Here is a 22,517-nt window from a genome sequence, read left to right as displayed (position 1 = left end):
CTACGGCTCGCCCGTTGCGCGAACCGCTGTGGGAGGATCGTCGGCGTCCTTCGTACGCATCTGTCCCGCACACGGCACACACGACGGCGACGCACGGCGGCACACATCGCGGGTGTGCACCGTCCGCTCGCCGCAGTGGTGACCGCCCCGGAGCGGAGCACCGCTCTGCGAACAGAGCACTGCACCGCGAGCAGAGCACCGCTCCATGAGTGGAGCATCGCTCTCTCCGTGGAGCAGTGCTCCGTGAGCAGAGCAGCGCTCCGTGGCCGGAGCCTCGCTCCGCGACAGGAGCACCGCCCAGTGAGTGGAGCACCGCTCTGCGACCAGAGCAGCGCTCCACGACCGGAGCAGTGCTCCGCAATGGGCGCACTGCTCCGCGTCGCCCGTGGAGTGCCGGGTGTCGGGTTCAGCCGCGTACGTCCGTCCAACGTCGTGTCTTACAGGAGCGTTCCCATGCCGACCGTCGCCGAGGCCGTCGCCGCCCTCATGCCCCGCGCCCGGGAGGAGCTGGCCGAACTGGTCGGTTACCGCTCGGTCGCTGACGCGGAGCAGTTCCCGCGCAGCGAGTGCGAGGGTGCGGCCCAATGGGTCGCCGACGCGCTGCGCGCCGAGGGTTTCGAGGACGTCGCGCTGCTGGACACCCCCGACGGCACGCAGTCCGTGTACGGCGTGCTGCCTGGTCCTGAGGGTGCGCCGACCGTGCTGCTGTACGCGCACTACGACGTACAGCCGCCGCTGGACGAGAGTGCGTGGGTCACTCCGCCGTTCACGCTCACCGAGCGCGAGGACGGGCGCTGGTACGGGCGCGGGGCGGCGGACTGCAAGGGCGGTCTGGTCATGCACCTGCTGGCGCTCCGTGCGCTGAAGGAGACCGGCGGGATCCCGGTGACCGTGAAGGTGATCGCGGAGGGCTCGGAGGAGCAGGGCACCAGCGGTCTCGAGCAGTATGCGGAGGAGCACCCCGAGCTGCTCACCGCCGACACCATCGTGATCGGCGACGCGGGCAACTTCCGTGTGGGCCTGCCGACGGTGACCGCGACGCTGCGCGGCATGGCGATGCTCCGGGTGAACGTGCGGACCCTCGAAGGGAATCTGCACTCCGGCCAGTTCGGCGGCGCTGCCCCGGACGCGCTGGCGGCGCTGATCCGTACTCTCGACTCGCTCCGCGGTCCCGACGGCGGCACCGTGATCGACGGTCTCGAGAGCAGTGCTCACTGGGACGGTCTGCAGTACGCGGAGGGCGACTTCCGCCGGGACGCGAAGGTGCTGGACGGGGTGGAGCTGACCGGTTCCGGGTCGGTCGCCGACCGCATCTGGGCGCGGCCCGCAGTGACGGTTCTGGGCATCGACTGCCCGCCGGTGGTCGGCGCTACGCCGTCGGTGCAGGCGGGGGCGCGGGCGCTGGTGAGCCTGCGGGTTCCGCCGGGCGCCGACGCGGCGAAGGCCGCCGAGCTGCTGACCTCGCACCTGGAGGCGCACGTTCCGTGGGGTGCGCGGATCGAGGTGGAGAAGGTGGGCCAGGGCCAGCCGTTCCGCGCGGACACCGGAAGCCCGGCGTACGCGGCGATGGCGGAGGCCATGCGGGAGGCGTACGACGGCGAGGAGATGCAGGTCGCGGGGCAGGGCGGGTCCATTCCGCTCTGCAACACGCTCGCGTCGCTGTACCCGCACGCCGAGATCCTGCTGACGGGTCTGAGCGAGCCGGAGGCGCAGATCCACGCGGTCAACGAGAGTGTGTCGCCGCAGGAGTTGGAGCGCATGTCCGTTGCGGAAGCACTGTTCCTGCGCGCCTACGCCCGCATGGACTGAGCGCGTACTGAACCGGGCGGCGGCACGGCGCACGCCGCCGCCCGCCGCGCGCCCCGCCATGCGAGGGCGCCCCTTCGCCTCTTCGTCGCGCGCGCACGGGTCAGGAGAGGTACCCCTCCACCTCGGATGCGGGCCGTACGGCGGCCTCTTCCGGATCCTCGCCGTATTCGATCTTGGCGTTGCGCTGCCGCAACAGGTCCCAGCACTGGTCGAGTTCGCGTTCCAGCGCGTCGAGCCTGAGCCGGTCGGTGGACGAGGCGTCGAGGTCGTCCTCGGCGAGCTGCTCGCGCAGCCTGCGTTCCTCGTCGACCAGCTCCGTCACGTGGTCCAGGATGCGCCGCCGCCCGCCGGTGGCGGCGTCGCCGGTCTTCTCGGAGTCCACTGGTGTGCACCTCCTTGTGCCCCTGCCCTCCCTCCACCGTAGGGAGGGCGCCGCGGCCTCGCGATCCGGCCGCACCGAGCCCGGGGAACACGCCGATTCCGGCAGGGAGCACGCCGCTTCCGCGCCGCAGGAGGTCAGCCCACCGGGACGCCCGCCTCCAGGTACAGCGGGCGTCCCGCCCCGCGGGCGCGCAGTGCGCAGCGCAGCCGCTCCAGCCGTACGGGGGGCAGCAGCCCGGCGGCCTCGTTCTCGGTGACGAAGCGCCAGTCGCGCAACTCGGCTCCGGGGAGCAGCAGTTCGCCGGCCTCGGCCGAGCCGAGGTGACCGCCGTCGAACAGCAGCCGCAGGCCGCCGTAGCCGGGCGGGTGCGGGGGCTCCCAGTCGGCGACCAGCAGGCGGGGTTCCCGCTCCAGCCGCAGGCCGAGTTCCTCGGCGACCTCGCGCACCCCGGCGCGGGCCGGCGCCTCGCCCGGCTCCACGACGCCGCCCGGGAACTCCCAGCCGGGCTTGTACGTGGGATCGACCAGCAGCACCCTGTCCCGCTCGTCGAAGAGCAGCACGCCCGCGGCCACCGTCTCCGCGGTCGGCTCGGGGGTCTGCACGATGTCCACCGTCCCGGCGCCCTCGCGTATCGCCTCGGCCAGCCGCTCGGCGGTCTGCCGCGGGGTGGCCCCGGAAGCGTCCACGGTGTGCGCCTCGGCGGTGATCCAGTCCAGGGCCGCGCGGTACGGCGGGATGTGTCCCAGGCACCAGGTGCGTACCGACTCCCCCTCGGCGGCGGCCCGTTGCTCTATCCGCTCGTGCAGGATCGTTTCATCGGCGTGCAGCAGGAGATGCCGTACCTCGATCCTGCGGGCCGCGAGGGCGCCGAAGATCTCGTCGCGGTATTCCTGCCGCAGCAGCGTCATCGGTACGACGAGCGGCCCCGGCACCTCGGTGAGCAGGGCCGCCGCGGTGTCGGCCACGAGACGCCGCCAGGCGGGCAGGTCCTGGAAGTCGTCGACCTGGCTGAGGCGTTCCTTGGGGAGCATCGCTCTCAGGCCCGCGCCGATCAGTTCGGGGTCGAAGAGCGTGCTGCCCGGCAGGAGTTCCAGCAGTTCCTCCGCCGCCGTGGTCTTGCCCGCTCCGAACGCTCCGTTCAGCCACACGATCACGGTCAGTTCCCCCTCTTCCGCCGTCGCCCCCGTTCACGTGCCCGCTCAACCCTGCCACGGAAACGCGCCGGGTAGCCTCCGTCGCAATCGGACGGGCAGCGCCGCGAACTGCTGTGACGGGCGGCAGACGGCGGCAGGAGAGGGAACCGAGAGGCGGGGCGTATGCGCCCGGCGTACGCCCCGACCGGCCCGGATTCGGCTGGAGGAGCCGGGCGCGGGGCTGTCCGATTGCAGCGCCTCGCGGTGCACGGTGGCGGCCCGACGGGCAACGCGGCGGGATCCGGCGTGGAGCCGGGGCGGAGCCGTCGCCCTTCCCGGCCCGAGCGGGTCAGCCTGTCGCGGCGTGGTCCGGGTGCCAGGCCGGGTCCCTGCCCGTCACGCCGAGCAGCCGGTCGAAGGTCGGGGCGTCAGCGGGTATCGGCAGCTCCTCTCCGAACACCCCCATCTTCCGCCCGGTGGGAGCGAGTTCGGCGAAGGTGGGTGTCACCTCGGCGACAGCGTCCTCGTCGGGGGTGAAGGGCTGTCCGGTGGCGCGCGCCAGATCCCAGGCGTGCACTGTCAGATCTCCCAGCACCATGTGGGCCACGGTGCGCTGCGGCAGACCCATGCCGCCCGATATGCCCTCCAGCGCGTCCGGAGCCGACCATGCGCGGGCCAGCATCTCCGTCTCGGCGCCGAAGCGCCCGCGCCAGTCCCCTTCCAGGTAGTCAGGGGTCACGGAGAAGTCCACTGCCTCCTTCGCCGCGAGCGACTGGAAGCCGACCACCACGTGGAAGAGGTGGTTGAGCAGGGCGCGCACGTCGTACGCACCGCACGGTGTCGCCGACACCAACTGGGCGTCGCGCACGCCCCGTACGACCGGGTCCGCGGCGCGGGCCGCGGCGGTCAGCAGCCCCGGGATTCGGGAGTCCTCGTTCACCATGCCCGGAACGCTACGGAGCGGCAGCGGCACGGCGATTGAAGAAACGCGACAGACCTCGAAGCCGCGGGCCCGGCGATCACGGACCCCGCAATCAGGCCTCGCAATCACAGACCCCGCAATCGCGGATCCCACAGCCACGCGACGCGAACCACACCCGCCCGGAGGCAACCCCGGCGCAGGCGCGGAAAATCGGCCGAAGCCGCATCCCCGCAGGTCAACCCCCATTGTCAGTGGCCGCCCGTAGTGTCCTTCGCATGGAACGGGCAAAGCGGGGCCCCATGAGCGGGCCGATGCGGGGGCCGCGGCGCGATACGCGGGGCATCGTGGATGCGGCAGGGCTGCTGGCGCGGGTGCGCTTCCGGCGGAGGCTGCCGGAGAGCGCGGCACTGCGCCCCTATGTGGAGCACTACTGGCTGATCGACTGGGAGTTGGAGGAGCCCTACGTCACCAGGGTGCTGCCGCACCCTTCGGTGAATGCCGTCTTCTCCGACCTGGACGGCGCGGGCCCGGTGGGCGAGGTCGCCGGCGTCGGGCGCGGACTGTTCTCGATACGGCTGGCGGGGCGGGGGCGGGTGTCGGGGGTGCAGTTCCGCCCCGGTGGCTTCCACCCGTTCCTCAGGCCGCCGAGTCCGGTGTCCGGACTGACCGACCGCCATGTGCCGTTCGGCGAGATCTTCACCGGCACGGCGCCCGACACCCCGGCCAGGGTGCTCGCCCCCGGCGACGAGGGGGCACGCATCGCGGCGCTGGACGGAGTGCTGCGTGAGCTGCTGGCCGCCGGGGCCGGGCCCGACCGCCGAGTGCCGTATGTGATCGGGCTGTTGGACCGCATACGACACGACAGGTCGGTGTGCCGTGTCGCGGACCTCGCCCGCAGGGAGGGGCTGTCGGTGCGGGGGCTGCAACGGCTGTTCGCGGAGTACGTGGGAGTGGGGCCGAAGTGGGTGATCCTCCGCTACCGGCTCCAGGAGGCTCTCGAACGGGCCGCGCCCGGACACAAGGTGGACTGGGCGCGACTGGCGGCCGACCTGGGCTACAGCGACCAGTCCCACCTGATACGGGACTTCACCAGCACGGTCGGCACAGCTCCCTCCGACTACGCCGCCTGCGCGGGCCCCGCACCGCACGTCACACGGAACGCGACACCGGGGCTCACGCGGACCGCGACACCGGGCACCACACCCGGGACCGCAGCCGCCAGCGCAACCGCAACCGCTTCCTGAGCCCGGGCAGACCCGCCCCGGCCCGGAAGCCCGAAGCAAGACGCAGGACACAGATCTCGGGGCTCAGTTCTCAGGACTCAGGGCCAGGTCTCAGAGCTCAAGGCCCAGGCCTCAGGCCTCAGGCCTCAGGACCAGAACGCAACCAAGACCAGAACGGAGCACTCAACCGAACGACTCAACAGCCCAGCTTCAGGAATCCACCGCGTCGAGGCAGATCGCCGCCGCCCCCACGAGCCCCGCATCGGTACCGGTCTGGGCCGGGGCGAGTTCCAGCCCCCGCACGAAGGAGAGCGTCGCGTACTCGTCGAGCGCGGCCCGCAGCGGAGCGAACAGCACCTCGCCCGCGTTGCCGACCCCGCCTCCGATCACGGCGATCTCGATCTCGACCAGCGTGGCCGTCGCGGCGATGCCGGCGGCCAGGGCGCGGGCCGCGCGCTCGAAGGACGCCGCCGCAGCGGAGTCGCCGTTCCGGGCCGCGGCGGCGACGGCCGCGGCGCTGGTGTCCCCGTCCGGGCCCGGCCGCCAGCCGTGGTCCAGGGCGCGGCGCGCGATGTTGGGGCCGCTCGCGATGCGTTCCACGCAGCCGCGGCCGCCGCAGGGGCAGAGGTCGCCGTCCATCTCGACGCTGATGTGGCCGATGTGTCCGGCGTTGCCGGTGGGGCCGGTGAAGGGCTTGCCGCCCAGGACGAGCCCGCCGCCGACGCCGGTGGAGACGACCATGCACAGGGCGCCGTTGCGGCCCCGTGCCGCGCCGTGCCAGTGCTCGGCCGCGGTCATGGCGACGCCGTCGCCGACGAGGGTGACGGGGAGCGCGCCGGTGTGGTCGCGCACCCCGGCGACCAGGGGGTAGTCGCGCCAGCCGGGGATGTTGACCGGGTTGACGGTGCCGGCCTTCGCGTCGACGGGGCCCGCGCTGCCGATGCCGACGGCCCGTACGCGGGGCCACTCGGGGGCGGCGGTGAGCTCGTCGAGCACCTCGCCGACGGCGCCCATGACCTGGTCGCCCGGGGCTTCCCGCGGGGTGGGGCGGCGGGAGCGGACGAGGAGTTCGCCCGTGCCGTCGACCAGGGCACCAGCGATCTTGGTTCCGCCGATGTCCAGGGCGGCGACGAGGTCGGTACGCATGGTCGTAGGGTCTCCTGAGGACGGGCCGTCCGCTCCCCCGGTGGGAGCGGAACACCGGGCGCTCACGCACGGGTACCCACCCAGGGGATCTCCTCCGTGCGGCAAGGCCCCAGCATGCCCCTCCCTGACAACGTTGTCCAGCCGCGTGCCCTCCGGGCTATGCTGCTGCGTGCGCCCCGCGCCCGGCCCGGTGTCCCGCAGCCGTCCGGCAGGGGCTGCCGCCGTTCCGCCCGTAGCTTTCCGATCCCGTAGCGTTCCGTCCGCGCCTGCCCGCCGCTCGTTCGTACGACAAGGACTGGTCTTCGTGGCCGATACCGCCCGCCCCGTCACGCGCCGCACTCCCGAGCACCGGTACGGCAACCGGCCCACGATGAAGGACGTCGCCGCACGGGCCGGCGTCGGGCTCAAGACCGTCTCCCGCGTGGTGAACGGGGAGGCCGGGGTGTCGCCGGACACCGAGCGGCGGGTGCAGGAGGCGATCACGGCGCTCGGCTTCCGGCGGAACGACAGCGCGCGGGTGCTGCGCAAGGGCCGTACCGCCAGCATCGGGCTGGTGCTGGAGGACCTGGCCGACCCCTTCTACGCGCCGCTCAGCCGCGCCGTCGAGGAGGTCGCGCGGGCGCACGGCGCGCTGTTGATCAACGGGTCGAGCACCGAGGACCCGGAGCGGGAGCGGGAGTTGGTGCTCGCGCTGTGCGCGCGGCGGGTCGACGGGCTGATCGTGGTGCCGGCCAGCGAGGACCACCGCTATCTGGAGCCGGAGATCGCGGCGGGCGTGGCCACGGTGTTCGTGGACAGGCCGCCGGGGCGGATCGACGCGGACCTGGTGCTCTCCGACAGCTTCGCCGGGGCCCGCGAGGGCGTGGCGCATCTGATCGCGCAGGGGCACAGGCGGATCGGGTTCATCGGTGACCGCGCCGGGATCCACACGGCGGCGGAGCGGCTGCGCGGTTACCGGGCCGCCATGGAGGACGCGGGGCTGCCGGTCCACGCGTCGTGGGTGGCGACGGGTCCGACCGATCCGGAGCGGGTGCGGGCCGACGCCGGGCGGCTGTTGTCGGGGGACGAGCCGGTGACGGCGCTGTTCGCGGGCAACAACCGGGTGACGGTGACCCTGGTGCGGGTGCTCGCGGAGAGCGCGGAGCGGCGGGCGCCCGTGGCGCTGGTCGGGTTCGACGACTTCGAGCTGGCCGATCTGCTGTCGCCTCCGGTGACCGTCGTGGCGCAGGATCCGGCGGGGCTGGGGCGTACGGCCGCCGACCTGCTCTTCCGCCGGCTGGACGGCGCCGCGGACGCGCCCCGCAGGATGGCGCTGCCGACCCGTCTCATCCCGCGCGGCTCGGGCGAAGTGCCGCCCGCCGGATGAGGGTTGGGCGCGGGCCCCGTACGGCGGAGGCGGTCAGCAGACCGGGAGGCCCGGGACCGGCTGGTCGTTCTCGCCGCCCTTGAGGTAGACGTCGCTGATGAAGACGCCGGTGTTGCCGTTGTCGTCGTCGGTCTTCGCCCACCACACGTTGGTCCAGCGGTCGCTGGTCTCGCGCTGCGGCAACTTGGCCTGGCAGTAGAAGTAGTTGGTGCCCTTCTTGAGGGTGCCGACGGGTTTGTGGGCGGCGTCGTACGAGGTCACGGACTGCCACACCTCGCAGTTGTGCTTCCCGCCGCCGGCCGGGCGGCATCCCCCTGCGGCCGGACCGGCCCGGTGGCCGGTGTCCGGGGGACTGCCGCCGGGCCGCGGTGCACCGCTGGGGGCGCCGGAGGGAGTGGAGGTGTGTTCGCCGCTGTCGGGGGCGAGGACCGCGTACGCCGTACCGGCACCCGCCAGGGCCGCGACGGCGACGGCCGCGGCCAGCAGCATCCGGCGCTTCCCGCGGCGCCCCTCCCCCGGGGCGGCCCCGGGGATGGCCCCGGACGCGGGCCGGCCGGACGGCCCGCCGACGGAGCCGCCAAGGGGACCGCCGGTACCCGGATCACCGGTGACCGGACCGCCGGCAAGCGGATCACCGGCGACCGGACCGCCGACGGTCGAAGCGTCGGCCCGAGCCCCGGCCCCGGCGCGCGGGCCGGTCTCGGGCAACTCCGTTGCCGGGTGCGGGGCTTGCTGCGGAACGGGCGGCGGCCCGAAGACCCCGGCCTGCCCCGAGGCCGAATCCGCACCTGGGGACGAAGCCGAAGCCGGCCCCCGGCCCGGCCCCACCCCCTCACCAGGAACGAAGCCCGCCCCGCGCCCCAGCCGGACCGTGTCGGGCGAGTGCGGCAGCGGCGTACCGGCGGCGACGGCGGAGAGGAGGGCCGCCGCGCGCTCGGCCCCGGGGCGGTGCGCGGGGTCCTTGTGCAGGAGCTCGGCGAGGGCGTGGCCGAGGGGCCCGGCGCGGCGCGGTGCGGGCAGCGGGTCGGAGACGATCGCGGTGAGGGTGGACCAGGTGGAGGTGCGGCGGAACGGGGAGACGCCCTCGACCGTTGCGTAAAGGGTCGCGCCGAGCGCCCAGACGTCGGTGCCGGGGCCGGGGGGTTCGCCGCGTGCCTGCTCGGGGGCCAGGTAGTCGAGGGATCCGACGAGTTCGCCGCTCGCGGTGAGCCGGGTGGCGGCGCCGTCGTCGGGGTCGTCGACGGCGGCGATGCCGAAGTCGGTGAGGACGACGCGGTCGGGTCCGGCGAGGAGGATGTTGCCCGGCTTGACGTCGCGGTGCAGGACGCCGGCGCGGTGCGCGGCGGCGAGCGCGTCCAGCACGCGGGCGCCGACGGCGGCCGCCTCGGCGTGCCCGAGGGGGCCGCGGTCGCGGAGGAGGTCGTCGAGCGAGGGGCCCTCGATCAGTTCCATGACGATGACGGGGCGGCCCTCGTGCTGGTCGATGTCGTGCACGGCGATCACGCCGGAGTGCCGTACGCGGGCTGCGGCGCGGGCCTCGCGCTGCATCCTGGTGCGCAGGTCGGCGAGTTCGGGGCCGCCCGCGTCGGTGAAGGTGCGCAGTTCCTTGACGGCGACGTCGCGGCCGAGGCGTTCGTCGCGTGCGCGCCAGACCACGCCCATGCCGCCGCGGCCGAGCCGCGCGGTCACCCGGTAGCGGCCCGCGAGGAGCCTGCCCGTGCCGTCGCCCGCCGGCCCCTGCGCTCCCGGCTCCCCCGTGTGCTCCCCCGGTGTGTGCACTGCGTTCCCCTCGTCGGCTCGTCGGCTGTGTACGGCCGTTCGTCGCCTGTGACCGGGCACAGCCTACGGGGGTGCGGAGGCGCGCGTGACCACCGCGGGACCGGGTCGTGGGGTTCTGCGCGGCATCTTCACGGGCGTACGCCGGGGGCGGGCGGCGCACGCGAACGGCGACGCCCGGGCCCCTGCGCGGGGCCCGGGCGTCACACGGGAAAAGCGGGAAAGAGGGGCCGGCGGAGCCCCGGGAGGTCAGGCCGTGGGGCGGCCCGCGAGATTGTCCAGGTCGGCGCGGGTCATGCCGGAGAGCTTGGCGACCTCGCCGACGGCGAGGGCGCCGCAGTCGATGCCGCGCAGCAGGTAGTTGCTGAGCGCCTTGGCGGTGGCGGGCTCGTCCATGACGTCGCCGCCGGCCGCGCCCACGTAGGCGGCGAGGCGGGCGGCGGCCTGCTCGAAGCCCTCGCGGTAGAAGGCGTACACGGCGGCGTAGCGGGTGGGCAGGTGGCCCGGGTGCATGTCCCAGCCCTGGTAGTAGGCGCGGCGCAGGGAGCGGCGCACCAGGTCGTGGTGGAGCTTCCAGGCGCGGTGCACGTTCTCGCGGGAGCCGACGGGGAGGACGTTGGTGGAGCCGTCGGACAGCCGGACCCCCGTACCGGCGGCCGCGACCTGCATGACGGCCTTCGCGTAGTCGGCCGCGGGGTGGTCCATGGCCTGGTAGGCGGCGCTGACGCCGCAGGAGGCGCTGTAGTCGAAGGTGCCGTAGTGCAGCGAGGTGGCGCGGCCCTGGGCGGCCTCGATCATGGGCGCGACGGTGGCGCGGCCGTCGGCGCCGAGGATGGACTGGGTGGTCTCGACCTGGATCTCGAAGCCGATGCGGCCGTTCTCCAGGCCGCGGGCCTTCTCGAACTCCTCGCACAGCCGCACCATCGCGAGGACCTGCTCGGGGTAGGTGACCTTGGGCAGGGTGAGGGTCAGCCCGTCCGGGAGGCCGCCGGCCTCCATCAGCCCGGTGAGGAAGATGTCGAGGGTGCGGATGCCGCGGTCGCGGACGGCGGCCTCCATGCACTTCATGCGGATGCCCATGTACGCGGGCGAGCCGGGCTGTCCGCAGGCGGCGGCGACCAGGCGCGCGGCCTTCGCGGCCGCCGCGTCCTCCTCGGCGTCGGGGCGGGCGCCGTAGCCGTCCTCGAAGTCGATGCGCAGGTCCTCGACGGGCTCGCTGCGCAGCTTGTCGCGTACGCGGTCGTAGACGGCGCCGGCGAGCTCGCCGTCCATGCCGGTGGCGGCGGCCAGCGAGGCGGCGTCGGGGGCGTGCTCGCCGAGCAGCGCGAGCGCCTGGTCGCCCCACTCGCGGACGGTGTCCTCGGTGACCACGTCGCCGGGGACGTAGACGGTGTGCACCGGCTGCCGGGTGCCGGGGTCTCCCGGGTACCTCCTGGCGAGCTCGGCGTCGACGGGGGCCAGGCTCGCCCCGATGTCCTCGCGGACGTGGTGCGCGAGGGACGTCGTCACCGTCTGCTGCTCGTTCACGCTGCACTCTCCTTGCTCGTGGGGGCCGTTGCGCCGGCCGTTCGGCGGCCGGTCCGGCCGCCCTGCGACGGATTCGCGGAACATCCCGGTTTTCCGTTCCCCGGAATCCATCATTCGCATAGCGAAGTTATCCGTGCCGCTTTCCCCGGTCAACACCCCTTTTCCGCCGGAGGCCGTGACATACGCCCGCAGGCCCGCGAACCCCTCGTACGCAGGGCCGCGAAGCTTCCGTACGAGCGCCGGCGAGGCCCCCGTACGCACACCGCCCCCGCACACCAGCAGGTGCGCGGGGGCGGGGCGGTGGACCGGAGGGCCGAGGACGGCGTGCGGGTCAGCCCTTGCGGGTCTTGACCTCTTCGGTCAGGGCGGGCAGGACCTCGAAGAGGTCGCCGACGATGCCGTAGTCGACGAGGTCGAAGATCGGCGCCTCGGCGTCCTTGTTGACCGCGACGATGGTCTTGGAGGTCTGCATGCCGGCCCGGTGCTGGATCGCGCCGGAGATGCCGGCGGCGACGTAGAGCTGCGGGGAGACCGACTTGCCGGTCTGGCCGACCTGGTTGGAGTGCGGGTACCAGCCGGCGTCGACGGCGGCGCGGGAGGCGCCGACGGCCGCGCCGAGCGAGTCGGCGAGGGACTCGATGACGTGGAAGTTCTCCGCGCCGTTCACGCCGCGACCTCCGGAGACCACGATCGCGGCCTCGGTCAGCTCGGGACGGCCGGTCGACTCGCGGGCCGCGCGGGAGACCACCTTGGTGCCCTGGGCCAGCTCGCCGAAGGAGACGGAGAGCTGCTCGACCGTACCGGCGGCCTGGGCGGCCTCCGGAGCTGCCGAGTTGGGCTTGACGGTGATCACCGGGGTGCCGTTGGTGACGCGGGACTTGGTGGTGTACGCGGCGGCGAACACCGACTGCGAGGCGACCGGGCCCTCGTCGCCGGGCTCCAGGTCCACCGCGTCGGTGATGATGCCGGAGCCGATGCGCACCGCGAGGCGGGCGGCGATCTCCTTGCCCTCGGAAGAGGAGGGGACCAGCACGGCGGCCGGGGACACCTGGTCGTAGGCGGCCTGCAGGGCGTCCACCTTCGGCACGACGAGGTAGTCGGCGAACTCGGGCGCGTCGGCGGCCAGCACCTTCGTGGCGCCGTACTCGCCGAGGGTCTTGGCGGCCTCGTCGGCGCCCGGGCCCAGGTGCACGGCGACCGGCTCGCCCACGCGGCGGGCGAGGGTCAGCAGCTCGAGGGTGGGCTTGCGGACTGCTCCGTCCACGTGGTCGACGTAGACAAGGACTTCAGCCATGGTTCTTCTCCTGCCGGGAAAATGGGAGCGGTTGCGCGGGCGTGACTACCTGCGGGATCAGATGAACTTCTGGCCCGCGAGGTACTCGGCGAGCTGCTTGCCGCCCTCGCCCTCGTCCTTGACGACCGTGCCGGCGGTGCGCGCCGGGCGCTCGTTCGCCTCGTCGACCCTGGTCCAGGCGCCCTCGAGGCCGAAGTCGTCGCCGTCCAGGTCCAGGTCGTCCAGGTCCAGGGACTCCACCGGCTTCTTCTTGGCGGCCATGATCCCCTTGAAGGAGGGGTAACGGGCCTCGCCGGACTGGTCGGTGACCGAGACGACGGCCGGCAGCGCGGCCTCCAGGTGCTCGGTCGCGGTGTCGCCGTCGCGGCGGCCGTTGACCTTGCCGTCGGTGACGGACACCTCGGAGAGCAGGGTCACCTGCGGCACGCCCAGGCGCTCGGCGAGGATCGCCGGGAGCACGCCCATGGTGCCGTCGGTGGAGGCCATGCCGCAGACGACCAGGTCGTAACCGGTCTTCTCGATGGCCTTGGCGAGCACCAGCGAGGTGCCCATGGCGTCGGTGCCGTGCAGGTCGTCGTCCTCGACGTGCACCGCCTTGTCCGCGCCCATCGACAGCGCCTTGCGCAGCGCGTCCTTGGCGTCGTCGGGGCCGACGGTGAGCACGGTGATCTCCGCGTCGTCGGCCTCGTCGGAAATCTGCAGCGCCTGCTCCACCGCGTACTCGTCGAGCTCCGAGAGCAGGCCGTCGACCGACTCGCGGTCCGTGGTCAGGTCATCGGCGAAGTGCCGGTCGCCGGTGGCGTCGGGCACGTACTTCACAGGGACAACGATCCTCAAGGTCACGCCGGCTCTCCTACGCATCGTCCTACGGCTCCGGTCCCCGGGGGACCGCTGCTTTGCCGTCCACAATATTACTCGTCAGTACACTCGGCTCGTTCCCCGGTTTCAAGGCCGGTGAACTGTGACCTTGCCAACGCGCGGAAAACCTGCTGAGTGCCCGGGCCGCCCGTGTGCCGCCGACCCTGCGGCCACTCAATCACGCAGCGCGTTGAAGCGCCCACGGTGATACAGCAACGGCCGTGCGCCGTCGGTCGATTCGCCCTCGCTGACCTCGGCCAGCACGACGCGGTGGTCCCCCGCCGGCACCCGCGCCACGACCTTGCACACCAGCCACGCGACGGTGTCCTCCAGTACGGGCACGCCGTGCGGTCCGGTGCGCCAGCGCGTGGGCGGGGCGAAGCGGTCGGCGCCGCTGCGCGCGAAGGTGGCGGCCAGCTCGCGCTGCTCCTCGCCGAGCAGGTGGACGCCCACGTACTCGGCCTCGGCCAGCGTGGGCCAGCTCGAGGAACCGGTGCCGATCCCGAAGGACAGCAGCGGCGGCTCGGCGGCGACGGAGGAGAGCGAGGTGGCGGTGAAGCCCACGGGTTTCCCGGCCGGCGCGGCGGCCTGCGACCCCGGCTGCGCGCCGGTCCGTACGCCGCCCGCCGCGGTGATCACCGCGACGCCCGCGGCGTGCTGGCGGAACACCGCGCGCAGCAGGCCGCCGCGCGGGTCCGCCTCGGTCTTCACGGGGCTCTCTGCTGTGCTCACCGGCTGCTCCCTGGCCACATAGCGTCACCCTGACGATACGGATCACTCTGCGTCAAGCCCGCTGCGCAGGATGCGAGGGGGCTCACGCCGTGCGGCATGTGGGCGGCCCGCGCCGATATGCGCAGGGGCGATGCGTGTACGGGGCACGCCTCGGCCGAGCCGCGTACGGGGTCCGCCGCCCCCGCATCCCGTACGGGCACATCCCGTACGGGGCTCACGCGACCGCCTCGCCCAGCGCGGCGATCACATCCGCCTTGCGGGGCTGGCCCGTCGCGCGGCGCACGACCCGGCCCCCGGCGTCGAGGACGAACACGGTGGGGGTGCTCTCGATGCGCAGCGCGCGCACCAGGGCGAGGTGCTCCTCGGCGTCCACCTCCACGTGCCGTACGCCCTCGACCATGGCGCTCACCTCGGCGAGGGTGCGGCGGGTCGCGCGGCAGGGCTGGCAGAAGGCGCTGGAGAACTGCACCAGCGTCGCCCGCTCCCCCAGCCGGTCGGCGCCGATGTCCCCGGCGGCGATCCGCTCCCCGCCGTCGCTGTGCGTGTGCACCCTCAACCTCCGTCGTGCTCTTCGCCGTTCATGCCGTGCTCTTGGCAGCTCAGGCCGTGCCTTCGCGGTTCATGCCGTACGGGACGGCGTACGAGTCGGCCTCCGCGCGCGGGCGCCCGTGCCCGCTCCTGTGCAGCGTTCGCGTGCGCGCCGTGATTCCCGGCGGCGTGCGCACGGAGCCCAAGGTCACGTGATGAGGATCTCCCCATCGGGGACGCCGGGAGGTAGCGCTCCGGCGGGCGGGTCGGGAACCATCTGCGGAAGCCCGAAGTTACGGATGCGTAAGTCCTGTGCGCCTGGCACGGCCGCGGCGCGCGAACGGGCAACCGGCGGGAGGACCCTCCGGGCGACGAGAGGAAGGGACTCCGAGATGGCTGAGCTCGTGTATCCACCGGTGATCGGGCTGGCCCGCACCTGGTTCAAGGCGCTGGACCTGCGCTTCGACATGCACGGCACGGAGCATGTGCCGCACAAGGGCGGCGCGGTCCTGGTGAGCAACCACATCAGTTATCTGGACTTCATCTTCACCGGCCTCGCCGCCCGCCCCGCCAAGCGCCTGGTGCGCTTCATGGCCAAGGACTCGGTGTTCCGGCACAAGGTGTCGGGCCCGCTGATGCGCGCCATGAAGCACATCCCGGTGGACCGCTCGCAGGGGGAGAACGCCTACAAGCACGCGCTGAAGGCGCTCCGTTCCGGGGAGATCATCGGGGTGTTCCCCGAGGCGACCATCTCCCGGTCGTTCGCGCTCAAGGAGTTCAAGACCGGCGCGGCCAGACTCGCGCAGGAGGCCGGGGTGCCGCTGGTGCCCATGGCCCTGTGGGGCACCCAGCGGCTGTGGACCAAGGGCCACAAGCGGGACTTCGGCCGGCACCACATACCGATCGGCATCCGCGTCGGCGAGGCCCTGCGGCCCGCGCGCGACGAGCCGGCGCCCGCCGTCACCGAGCGGCTGCGCGAGCGGGTGCAGGAGCTGCTGGAGTCGGCGCAGCGCGCGTATCCGGTGTGCACGAAGTCCGAGGGCGAGCGCCCCTGGTGGCTGCCCGCGCACCTGGGCGGCAGCGCCCCGACCCCGCACCAGGCCCAACTGCTGGACGCGGGGCGGTAGTCGGGGCGGAGCCCGGCTCTGCGAGAGGTCTGCGAGAAGGCGGGCTGTTGAACGGCCTCAGCCAGCGCCCATCTCCTCGCGGAGGGCGGAGACGAAGCCGTCGACGTCCTCCTCCGTGGTGTCGAAGGAGCACATCCAGCGCACGTCCCCTGCCGCCTCGTCCCAGAAGTAGAAGCGGTAGCGCTTCATCAGGCGCTCGCTGACCTCGTTGGGGAGGCGGGCGAAGACCGCGTTGGCCTCGACGGGGTGCAGGATCTCCACGCCGTCGACCGTCTTCACGCCCTCGGCCAGGCGCTGCGCCATGGAGTTGGCGTGCCGCGCGCTGCGCAGCCACAGGTCCCCGGCGAGCAGGGCCTCCAACTGCACCGAGATGAAGCGCATCTTGGAGGCGAGCTGCATGGACAGCTTGCGCAGGTGCTTCATCGCGGGGGTGAGGTCGGGGTCGAGGACGACGACGGCCTCGCCGAAGAGCATGCCGTTCTTGGTGCCGCCGAAGGAGAGGATGTCCACCCCGGCCGCGTAGGTGAAGGCGCGCAGCGGCACGTCCAGCGCGGCGGCCGCGTTGGCGATGCGGGCGCCGTCCATGTGCACCTTCATGCCGTGCGCGTGGGCGTGCTCGCAGATCGCCCGGATCTCCTCGACGGTGTAGAGGGTGCCGAGCTCGGTGTTCTGGGCGAGCGAGACGACCTGCGGCATCGCGCGGTGCTCGTCGTCCCAGCCGAAGGCCTCCCGGTCGATGAGCTCGGGGGTGAGCTTGCCGTCCGGTGTGGGCACGGTCAGCAGCTTGAGCCCGCCGACCCGCTCCGGGGCCCCGCACTCGTCGACGTGGATGTGCGCGGTGTCCGCGCAGATCACCGCGCCGCGGCGGTCGGTGAGCGCCTGGAGCGAGACGACGTTGGCGCCGGTGCCGTTGAAGACCGGATACACCTCGGCGTAGGGGCCGAAGTGGCTGCGTATCAGGTCCCGCAGGTGCTCGGTGTAGGCGTCGCCGCCGTACGCGGTCTGGTGGCCGCCGTTGGCGAGGGCCAGGGCCTCCAGGATCTCCGGGTGCGTGCCCGCGTAGTTGTCGCTGGCGAAGCCCCGCACCCCGGGGTCGTGCCGGCGCCTGGCGTCGGTGGCGGCGGGTCCCCCGGCCTTCAGGGCTTGGCCATTTCGGTGTTGTGCGTCTCGGGCTTGGGCGTCAGCCACAGGCGGTTTCCGTTCACTTCCTCGGTGGGCTTGCTCCACGTGCCGGCGATGGCCTCGGCCAGATCCTTCACATCGGTGAATCCGGCGAACTTGGCGTTCGGCCTGTCCGCGCGCATCTGGTCGTTCACCAGCGCCTTCACCACCAGGATCGCAGCGGCTGCGGGCGGGCGGCCCTCGCCCCCGGCCTTGCGGAAGGCGTCGCCGAGGGCCAGCGTCCACGCCTCGGCCGCGGCCTTGGAGGCGGCGTACGCGGCGTTCCCCGCGGTGGGCTTGGAGGCGCCCGCCGCGGAGATGAGCAGGTAGCGGCCGTTTCCGCTGCGCTCCAGCGGGCCCTGGAAGGCGAGCGAGGTGTGCTGCGCGGTGCGGATCAGGAGCTTGTGCAGGGTGTCCCAGTCGGCCAGGTCGGTCTCGGCGAACTTCGCCGAGCCGCGCCAGCCGCCCACCAGGTGCACAAGCCCGTCGACGCGCCCGAACTCCTTCTCCGTACGCTCGGCCCAGGCCCGCGTCGCCGCCACGTCGAGCAGGTCGACGGTGTCCCCGACGACGGTGGCGCCGCCGTGTGCGAAGCGCGCCGCGTCCACGGACTCCGCCAGGCGCGCGGGGTCCGCGTCCGAGGCGATGACGGTGGCGCCCTCCTCGGCGAGCTTCATCAAGGCCGCCTGGCCCGCGGGGCCCCCGGCCCCGGCGACGGCGATCACGGCGCCCTCCAGGCGGCCCTTGCCGTTGCCCTGGTAGCCCTTTGCTGTCGTGCTGGTCATGTCGGTCATCTCCTCGTGCTCCGTACGCGCTTCCCTACCCGGCGGGCCCGGGCCGCAGCCCTGCCCCGCGGTCTCAGGCCGCGGCCGTCACCGGGCTGTCGGCCGTGATGCCCCGGGTGGAGGCGATCACCGTGCGGAGCTTCTTCGCGAGTGCCTCGTAGAACATGCTCAGCGGAAATTCGTCGGGCAGCACCTCATCCACCAGTTTCCGCGGCGGCAGCGAGGTGTCCAGGGCGTCGGGGCCCTTCGCCCAGACCGATCCGGGGTGCGGGGCGATGTAGGAGGAGACCAGTTCGTACGCCTTGAACCAGTGCACCAGCTTGGGGCGGTCGATCCCGGCGCGGTACAGCGTCTCGATCTCCTCGCGGAGCGCGACGGTCATCTCGCGGGCCCGCTCCCAGTCGATGCTGAGGGTGTTGTCGGTCCAGCGCAGCGCGTCGTGCTGGTGCAGGTACGCGAAGAGGAGCTGGCCGCCCAGGCCGTCGTAGTTGCGGTTGCGCTCGCCGGTGACGGGGAAGCGGAACATCCGCTCCAGCAGCACCGCGTACTGCACGTCGCGGCCCTGCGGGTAGCCGTCGGCCTCCAGCCTCACCGCCTCGTGGAAGGCGGTCAGGTCGCAGCGCAGCTCCTCCAGGCCGTACATCCAGAACGGCTGGCGCTGCTTGATCATGAACGGGTCGAAGGGCAGGTCGCCGTGGCTGTGGGTGCGGTCGTGGACCATGTCCCAGAGCACGAAGGTCTCCTGTACGCGCTGCTGGTCCTCCAGCATCTCGCGCGCCGAGGCGGGGAGTTCGAGTCCCATGATGTCGGCCGCCGCGTTGACCACCCGGCGGAAGCGCGCGGCCTCCCGGTCGCAGAAGATGCCGCCCCAGGAGAAGCGGGCCGGCGCCTCGCGCACCGCGATGGTCTCCGGGAAGAGCACGGCCGAGTTGGTGTCGTAGCCGGAGGTGAAGTCCTCGAAGGCGATGCCGCAGAACAGCGGGTTGTCGAAGCGCGTGCGCTCCAGCTCGGCCAGCCACTCCGGCCACACCATGCGCAGCACGACCGCCTCCAGATTGCGGTCCGGGTTGCCGTTCTGCGTGTACATGGGGAAGACGACCAGGTGCTGGAGCCCGTCCTCGCGCCGCTGCGCGGGCTGGAAGGCGAGCAGCGAGTCGAGGAAGTCGGGCACGCCGAAGCCGCTCTCGGCCCAGCGGCGCAGGTCCTGCTGGAGCGCCTCGTGGTACGCGGCGTCGTGCGGCAGCAGCGGGGCGAGCTCGGCGACGGCCTCGCACACCCGGTCCAGCTCGGCGCGGAGCGCCTGGCGGGTGGGCGCGCCCTCCGCCTCGAAGTCCACGGAGCCGTCCTTGGACTGCGCGGGGCGGATGGCCTCGACGGCCTCCTTGAGCGTGCGCCAGGCGGGGTGCTCGACGACACGCTTGCCGATGACACGGGACGAACTCGGCTCGATAACGCCTACCGGCGGAAGATTTTCCGTCATCACTACCCCTCCACAGGAGAACCTCGCGTGCCAGAACCGTAGCCATACGAGGTTCCCCCGCTCAAGGGGAGATCACGGGAAATTATCCGTCGGTTTCCCGGTCATCACCGGCAATCTTCCTGTCCTTTACGGTCGCGGCGATCGTCTGTCCGACGTACCTCTGGGCCTCGGCGGACTCCTCCAGCAGCTCGGGGAACCCGAAGAAGCCGTGGAACATCCCGGGGAAACGGCTCTCTTCGACCGGCACCCCCGCCTCCCTGAGCCGGTCCGCGTACGCCCGCCCCTCGTCGCACAGCGGATCGCAGCCGGCGGTCACGACGTGCGCCGGAGGCAGCCCGCGCAGATCGGCCCTGAGCGGGGCGGCGTACGGGTGCGCCGGGTCGCCGTCCGGGCCGAGGTACTGCTCCTGGAACCAGCGCAGGGCGCGCCGCGTGAGGTAGTACCCCTCCCCGTTGGCCCGGCGCGACGCGGTGTCCTCGCGGGTGTCGGTCACGGGGTAGATCAGCACCTGGAGCGCCGGTGCGGGACCGCCGCGGTCGCGGGCCATCAGCGCCGCGACGGCCGCGAGGTTGCCGCCCGCGCTGTCCCCCGCGACGACCAGGGCGCGCGGGTCGCCGCCGAGCGCTCCCACCTGGCCGGCGGCCCAGCACAGCGCGGCGTACGCGTCCTCGGCCGGCGCCGGGAAGCGGGCCTCGGGCGCGAGCCGGTACGCGACGGAGACCACCACGGCGCCGGACTCCCGGCACAGCGCGCGGGCCGCGCGGTCGTGGGTGTCCAGGCCGCACAGCACGAAGCCGCCGCCGTGGAAGAACACGACGGTGGGGCGCGGGAGCCGGGCCTCCGCTCGCGCGCGCTCCGGCCGGTAGATGCGTACGGGCAGGTCGGGGGCGCCCTCGGGCCCGGGTATCGCGGTGTCGGCGACCTCGCCGACCGGCGGCGGGTCGGCGGGCCGCTCCGGCGCGGACGCCAGGATGCGGCGGGCCTCGGCCGCGTCCGTGACCTCGCCGCCCACGTCGGGGAACGCGTCGGTGAGCGCGGCCATGACGGCGTACGCGGCCGGGGACATCCGTTGCCGGGGCTCGTCGACGGCGGTCACGGACGGCCCCCTCCCCGGGCGGGAAGTGCTCCTTCGGCAGCGGACCGCACCCCTTGCGGCCTGCCCGGATCCTCGTCGCGGAAGTGCGGGATGACCTTCTCCCCCCACTGCCTGATCGTCTCCATGCACGCCTCCTGCGGCACGGTGCCCATCTGGATCAGGCACATGACCTCGTCGGCGCCCGCCTCCCGCAGCCGCTCGACGTACGCGATGGCGTCCTCCGCGCCGCCGTACGCGTGCTCGGCGCGGAACGTGGCGGTGGAGTTGGCGCTGACCGGGATGTTCTGCTCGTGCAGCCGCGCAGTCACCTGCTCGGCGGCCTTGCGCATCTCCTCCGCCTCGTCGGCGCCCTCGACCACGGCCTCGTCGGGGACGCCGCCGCCCCCGTACCAGTGGCTGATCGCCTGCGCGAAGAACCGCTGACCGCGCACGCCCACCTGCCGCGCGCGCTCCGCGTCGTCCAGCACGATCGTCGGGCACAGCACCGAGAAGTGGTCGTTGACCTCGGTGGACACGAAACGGTCGGCCCCGCGCCCGTCCCGCGCGGCGTCGTACGCGGTCCGCATCTCGGCCACCGAGTCCGGTCCTGCGAATCCCATCACCAGCGCACCCACCCCCAGCTCGGCCGCCTGCCGCAGCGTCTCGGCGCGGCTGCACGCCAGATACAGCGGCGGGTGCGGCGCCTGCGCGGGGCGCGGCAGGACCGGGTGCGGGTCGATGTCGAGGAGGTCCCCGTGGTGTTCGAGCTCGTCCTTCTGCCAGGCGGCGCCGATGATCCGCAGCGCCTCCTCGACCTCCTGAGCGGTGCGCTCCCTGTCCACCCCGCACAGCGAGGTCTCCTGCAGCGTGCCGCCGCGCCCCGCGCCCAGGTCGAGCCGCCCGCCGGAGAGCAGGTCGAGGGTGGCGGCGCGCTCGGCGACCCGCGCCGGGTGGTTGAAGTGGAACGGCATGCAGACGACGCCGTGCCCGATGCGTATGGTGCTGGTCCGCGCGGCGACCCAGGTCAGGAAGATTTCCGGGGCGCTCATGTGCGCGTACCACTTGAGGGAGTGATGCTCGACGGCCCAGATCCGGTCGAACCCCATCCGCTCGGCGTACACGGCCTGTTCGACGCTGTCGCGGAAGAGCCGGTGCTCGCGCTCGACCGTCGGGTCGGCGAGCTGCGCCTCGAAGATCATGGAGAACTTCACGCCTGACAACACCTCCTGGCGATGTCCCAACTCGGTGTTCCTATTTGAAATATGACTAGTAGTCAGGTCGAGAGAAGGCAAGACATGCGACGCCAGCGCTCCGAGCGCACCGAGGAACCGCGCCCGCCGGCCGAGCGGCTCCCGCCGACCGCCTGGGCCGTGCTCGGACTGCTCTCCTTTCCCGGCGAGCGCACCGGGTACGAGCTGAAGAAGTGGGCCGACTCCTCGCTGCGGTTCTTCTACTGGTCGCCCGCGATCAGCCAGATCTACGCCGAACTGCGCAGGCTGGAGGGCCTGGGGTACGCCGCGTCGCGCCGCGCCGACCCCGAGGAGCCGCGCGCCAAGCGCCGGTACGCGATCACCGCGGAGGGCCGCGCGGCGCTGGCGCGCTGGGCGGAGGAGGACGACCCCGGCCCTCCGGTGCTCAAGCACCCGCTGGTGCTGCGGATCTGGCTCGGCCACCTCTCGGACCCCGAGCTGCTGCGTACGCGGATACGCGCGCACATCGACCGCACCCGCGGGGAACTCCGCGAGGTGCGCGAGGCGTTGGACCGTGCGGCGGAGGGCGAGGCGTGGGCGCACCCGCGCGTCGCGCTGCGCTGGAGCGAGCGCCAGCACGCGGCCGAGCTGGAGCTGGCCGAGGCGATGCTGGAGGACCTGGACGCGTTGGAGGGCGAGCCGCCGTCAGCCCTGCGGGACGGCACACCCACCGAAGGGTGAGGGAACGCGTCGGCGCGTCACACCGGCGCTATGACAACGCCCATGAGTTTCAAGGGAGTTGTCATCGCAGCCTTGATCACAGGCTTCGTCCTGGGCGTGGCCAACACGTCCCGCGCCGCCGACACCCGCGCCCACGCCGTGGGCGCCTCCCCCGCCCAAGCTGTGGGCAGTCGTTCCGCAGGGGCGGAACGGGCGGGCACAGCGGACCGCAGCCCCGGGCACCCACGCCCCCACGCGCCCGCGGGGCAGACACGGCCGCAGG

20 protein-coding genes are annotated in these 22,517 nt (G+C 73.1%); 5 read left to right on the top strand and 15 right to left on the bottom strand.

Annotated features, from left to right (window positions below; all coding sequences use genetic code 11):
• The first annotated feature begins 453 nt into the window (after positions 1-453).
• Positions 454-1,809, top strand: coding sequence for a dipeptidase (locus ABEE00_RS09695; RefSeq protein ID WP_345744893.1), 1,356 nt, complete (start codon positions 454-456; stop codon positions 1,807-1,809).
• Between the two features lie 100 nt (positions 1,810-1,909).
• On the opposite strand, the gene ABEE00_RS09690 is transcribed toward ABEE00_RS09695, so the two are convergent.
• The 3 genes from ABEE00_RS09690 to ABEE00_RS09680 all read right to left on the bottom strand — a co-directional run bounded on the left by ABEE00_RS09690 (position 1,910) and on the right by ABEE00_RS09680 (position 4,267).
• Complete coding sequence (locus tag ABEE00_RS09690; RefSeq protein ID WP_345744892.1) at positions 1,910-2,191, bottom strand: DUF2630 family protein; 282 nt, start codon at positions 2,189-2,191, stop codon at positions 1,910-1,912.
• Between the two features lie 134 nt (positions 2,192-2,325).
• On the bottom strand, positions 2,326-3,345 hold the full coding sequence (locus ABEE00_RS09685) for an NUDIX hydrolase (protein WP_345744891.1): 1,020 nt from the start codon (positions 3,343-3,345) through the stop codon (positions 2,326-2,328).
• Positions 3,346-3,673: 328 nt separating this feature from the next.
• Positions 3,674-4,267, bottom strand: a complete 594-nt coding sequence (locus ABEE00_RS09680) for a TIGR03086 family metal-binding protein (RefSeq protein ID WP_345744890.1) — start codon at positions 4,265-4,267, stop codon at positions 3,674-3,676.
• A gap of 290 nt (positions 4,268-4,557) precedes the next feature.
• Here ABEE00_RS09680 and ABEE00_RS09675 point away from each other — a divergent pair, with 290 nt between their 5' ends.
• A complete protein-coding gene (locus ABEE00_RS09675) occupies positions 4,558-5,490 on the top strand; it encodes a helix-turn-helix transcriptional regulator (RefSeq protein ID WP_345744990.1) in 933 nt (310 codons plus the stop codon).
• A 189-nt stretch (positions 5,491-5,679) separates the two neighbouring features.
• On the opposite strand, the gene ABEE00_RS09670 is transcribed toward ABEE00_RS09675, so the two are convergent.
• Positions 5,680-6,615, bottom strand: coding sequence for an ROK family protein (locus ABEE00_RS09670; RefSeq protein ID WP_345744889.1), 936 nt, complete (start codon positions 6,613-6,615; stop codon positions 5,680-5,682).
• Positions 6,616-6,919: 304 nt separating this feature from the next.
• Between ABEE00_RS09670 and ABEE00_RS09665 the strand changes: the two genes are divergently transcribed.
• The gene (locus ABEE00_RS09665; protein ID WP_345744888.1) at positions 6,920-7,981 is read left to right on the top strand and encodes a LacI family DNA-binding transcriptional regulator; all 1,062 of its coding nucleotides are present in this window, start codon (positions 6,920-6,922) and stop codon (positions 7,979-7,981) included.
• 33 nt (positions 7,982-8,014) lie between these two features.
• Here ABEE00_RS09665 and ABEE00_RS09660 read toward each other — a convergent pair whose 3' ends face one another.
• The 6 genes from ABEE00_RS09660 to ABEE00_RS09635 all read right to left on the bottom strand — a co-directional run bounded on the left by ABEE00_RS09660 (position 8,015) and on the right by ABEE00_RS09635 (position 14,718).
• Entirely contained in the window at positions 8,015-9,760 is a 1,746-nt protein-coding gene (locus ABEE00_RS09660; protein ID WP_345744887.1) for a serine/threonine-protein kinase, read from the bottom strand.
• A 246-nt stretch (positions 9,761-10,006) separates the two neighbouring features.
• Positions 10,007-11,284 (bottom strand): DUF6986 family protein, encoded by a 1,278-nt coding sequence (locus tag ABEE00_RS09655; RefSeq protein ID WP_345744886.1) that lies wholly within the window; start codon positions 11,282-11,284, stop codon positions 10,007-10,009.
• A 331-nt stretch (positions 11,285-11,615) separates the two neighbouring features.
• Entirely contained in the window at positions 11,616-12,578 is a 963-nt protein-coding gene (locus ABEE00_RS09650; protein ID WP_345744885.1) for an electron transfer flavoprotein subunit alpha/FixB family protein, read from the bottom strand.
• A 57-nt stretch (positions 12,579-12,635) separates the two neighbouring features.
• Positions 12,636-13,421 carry an electron transfer flavoprotein subunit beta/FixA family protein gene (locus ABEE00_RS09645; protein WP_345744884.1) on the bottom strand — a complete coding sequence of 262 codons (786 nt, stop codon included), beginning with the start codon at positions 13,419-13,421 and terminating at the stop codon, positions 12,636-12,638.
• 189 nt (positions 13,422-13,610) lie between these two features.
• Positions 13,611-14,168 (bottom strand): flavin reductase family protein, encoded by a 558-nt coding sequence (locus ABEE00_RS09640; protein WP_345744883.1) that lies wholly within the window; start codon positions 14,166-14,168, stop codon positions 13,611-13,613.
• A 214-nt stretch (positions 14,169-14,382) separates the two neighbouring features.
• Positions 14,383-14,718 carry a TlpA family protein disulfide reductase gene (locus ABEE00_RS09635; protein ID WP_345744882.1) on the bottom strand — a complete coding sequence of 112 codons (336 nt, stop codon included), beginning with the start codon at positions 14,716-14,718 and terminating at the stop codon, positions 14,383-14,385.
• A 370-nt stretch (positions 14,719-15,088) separates the two neighbouring features.
• Here ABEE00_RS09635 and ABEE00_RS09630 point away from each other — a divergent pair, with 370 nt between their 5' ends.
• Positions 15,089-15,823: a lysophospholipid acyltransferase family protein gene (locus ABEE00_RS09630; protein WP_345744881.1), complete on the top strand. Its 735-nt coding sequence runs from the start codon at positions 15,089-15,091 to the stop codon at positions 15,821-15,823.
• A gap of 57 nt (positions 15,824-15,880) precedes the next feature.
• On the opposite strand, the gene ABEE00_RS09625 is transcribed toward ABEE00_RS09630, so the two are convergent.
• The 5 genes from ABEE00_RS09625 to ABEE00_RS09605 form a co-directional block, all read right to left on the bottom strand.
• Positions 15,881-16,963, bottom strand: a complete 1,083-nt coding sequence (locus tag ABEE00_RS09625) for a threonine aldolase family protein (RefSeq protein ID WP_345744989.1) — start codon at positions 16,961-16,963, stop codon at positions 15,881-15,883.
• A complete protein-coding gene (locus ABEE00_RS09620) occupies positions 16,960-17,778 on the bottom strand; it encodes an SDR family NAD(P)-dependent oxidoreductase (RefSeq protein ID WP_451918525.1) in 819 nt (272 codons plus the stop codon). The genes ABEE00_RS09625 and ABEE00_RS09620 overlap by 4 nt, the downstream gene beginning before the upstream one ends.
• A gap of 64 nt (positions 17,779-17,842) precedes the next feature.
• The gene (locus ABEE00_RS09615) at positions 17,843-19,249 is read right to left on the bottom strand and encodes a DUF6421 family protein (protein WP_345744879.1); all 1,407 of its coding nucleotides are present in this window, start codon (positions 19,247-19,249) and stop codon (positions 17,843-17,845) included.
• An 82-nt stretch (positions 19,250-19,331) separates the two neighbouring features.
• Positions 19,332-20,345, bottom strand: coding sequence for an alpha/beta hydrolase (locus ABEE00_RS09610; protein ID WP_345744878.1), 1,014 nt, complete (start codon positions 20,343-20,345; stop codon positions 19,332-19,334).
• Positions 20,342-21,535, bottom strand: coding sequence for an LLM class flavin-dependent oxidoreductase (locus ABEE00_RS09605; protein ID WP_345744877.1), 1,194 nt, complete (start codon positions 21,533-21,535; stop codon positions 20,342-20,344). The genes ABEE00_RS09610 and ABEE00_RS09605 overlap by 4 nt, the downstream gene beginning before the upstream one ends.
• 84 nt (positions 21,536-21,619) lie before the next feature.
• On the opposite strand from ABEE00_RS09605, the gene ABEE00_RS09600 reads away from it, so the two are divergent.
• Positions 21,620-22,255, top strand: coding sequence for a PadR family transcriptional regulator (locus ABEE00_RS09600; protein ID WP_345744876.1), 636 nt, complete (start codon positions 21,620-21,622; stop codon positions 22,253-22,255).
• The last annotated feature ends 262 nt before the right edge of the window (positions 22,256-22,517 follow it).

The sequence above is a fragment of the Streptomyces odontomachicola genome (assembly GCF_039605595.1).
Classification (GTDB): domain Bacteria; phylum Actinomycetota; class Actinomycetes; order Streptomycetales; family Streptomycetaceae; genus Streptomyces.
This window is presented reverse-complemented; position numbering and strand designations above follow the sequence as displayed.

Bases quoted from the DNA above. Each gene is read 5' to 3' on its own strand.
- ABEE00_RS09600 (WP_345744876.1), top strand. From the start codon at position 21,620: ATGCGACGCCAGCGCTCCGAGCGCACCGAGGAACCGCGCCCGCCGGCC.
- ABEE00_RS09650 (WP_345744885.1), bottom strand. From the start codon at position 12,578: ATGGCTGAAGTCCTTGTCTACGTCGACCACGTGGACGGAGCAGTCCGC.
- ABEE00_RS09620 (WP_451918525.1), bottom strand. From the start codon at position 17,778: ATGACCGACATGACCAGCACGACAGCAAAGGGCTACCAGGGCAACGGC.
- ABEE00_RS09680 (WP_345744890.1), bottom strand. From the start codon at position 4,267: ATGGTGAACGAGGACTCCCGAATCCCGGGGCTGCTGACCGCCGCGGCC.
- ABEE00_RS09670 (WP_345744889.1), bottom strand. From the start codon at position 6,615: ATGCGTACCGACCTCGTCGCCGCCCTGGACATCGGCGGAACCAAGATC.
- ABEE00_RS09695 (WP_345744893.1), top strand. From the start codon at position 454: ATGCCGACCGTCGCCGAGGCCGTCGCCGCCCTCATGCCCCGCGCCCGG.
- ABEE00_RS09675 (WP_345744990.1), top strand. From the start codon at position 4,558: ATGCGGGGGCCGCGGCGCGATACGCGGGGCATCGTGGATGCGGCAGGG.
- ABEE00_RS09615 (WP_345744879.1), bottom strand. From the start codon at position 19,249: ATGACGGAAAATCTTCCGCCGGTAGGCGTTATCGAGCCGAGTTCGTCC.
- ABEE00_RS09630 (WP_345744881.1), top strand. From the start codon at position 15,089: ATGGCTGAGCTCGTGTATCCACCGGTGATCGGGCTGGCCCGCACCTGG.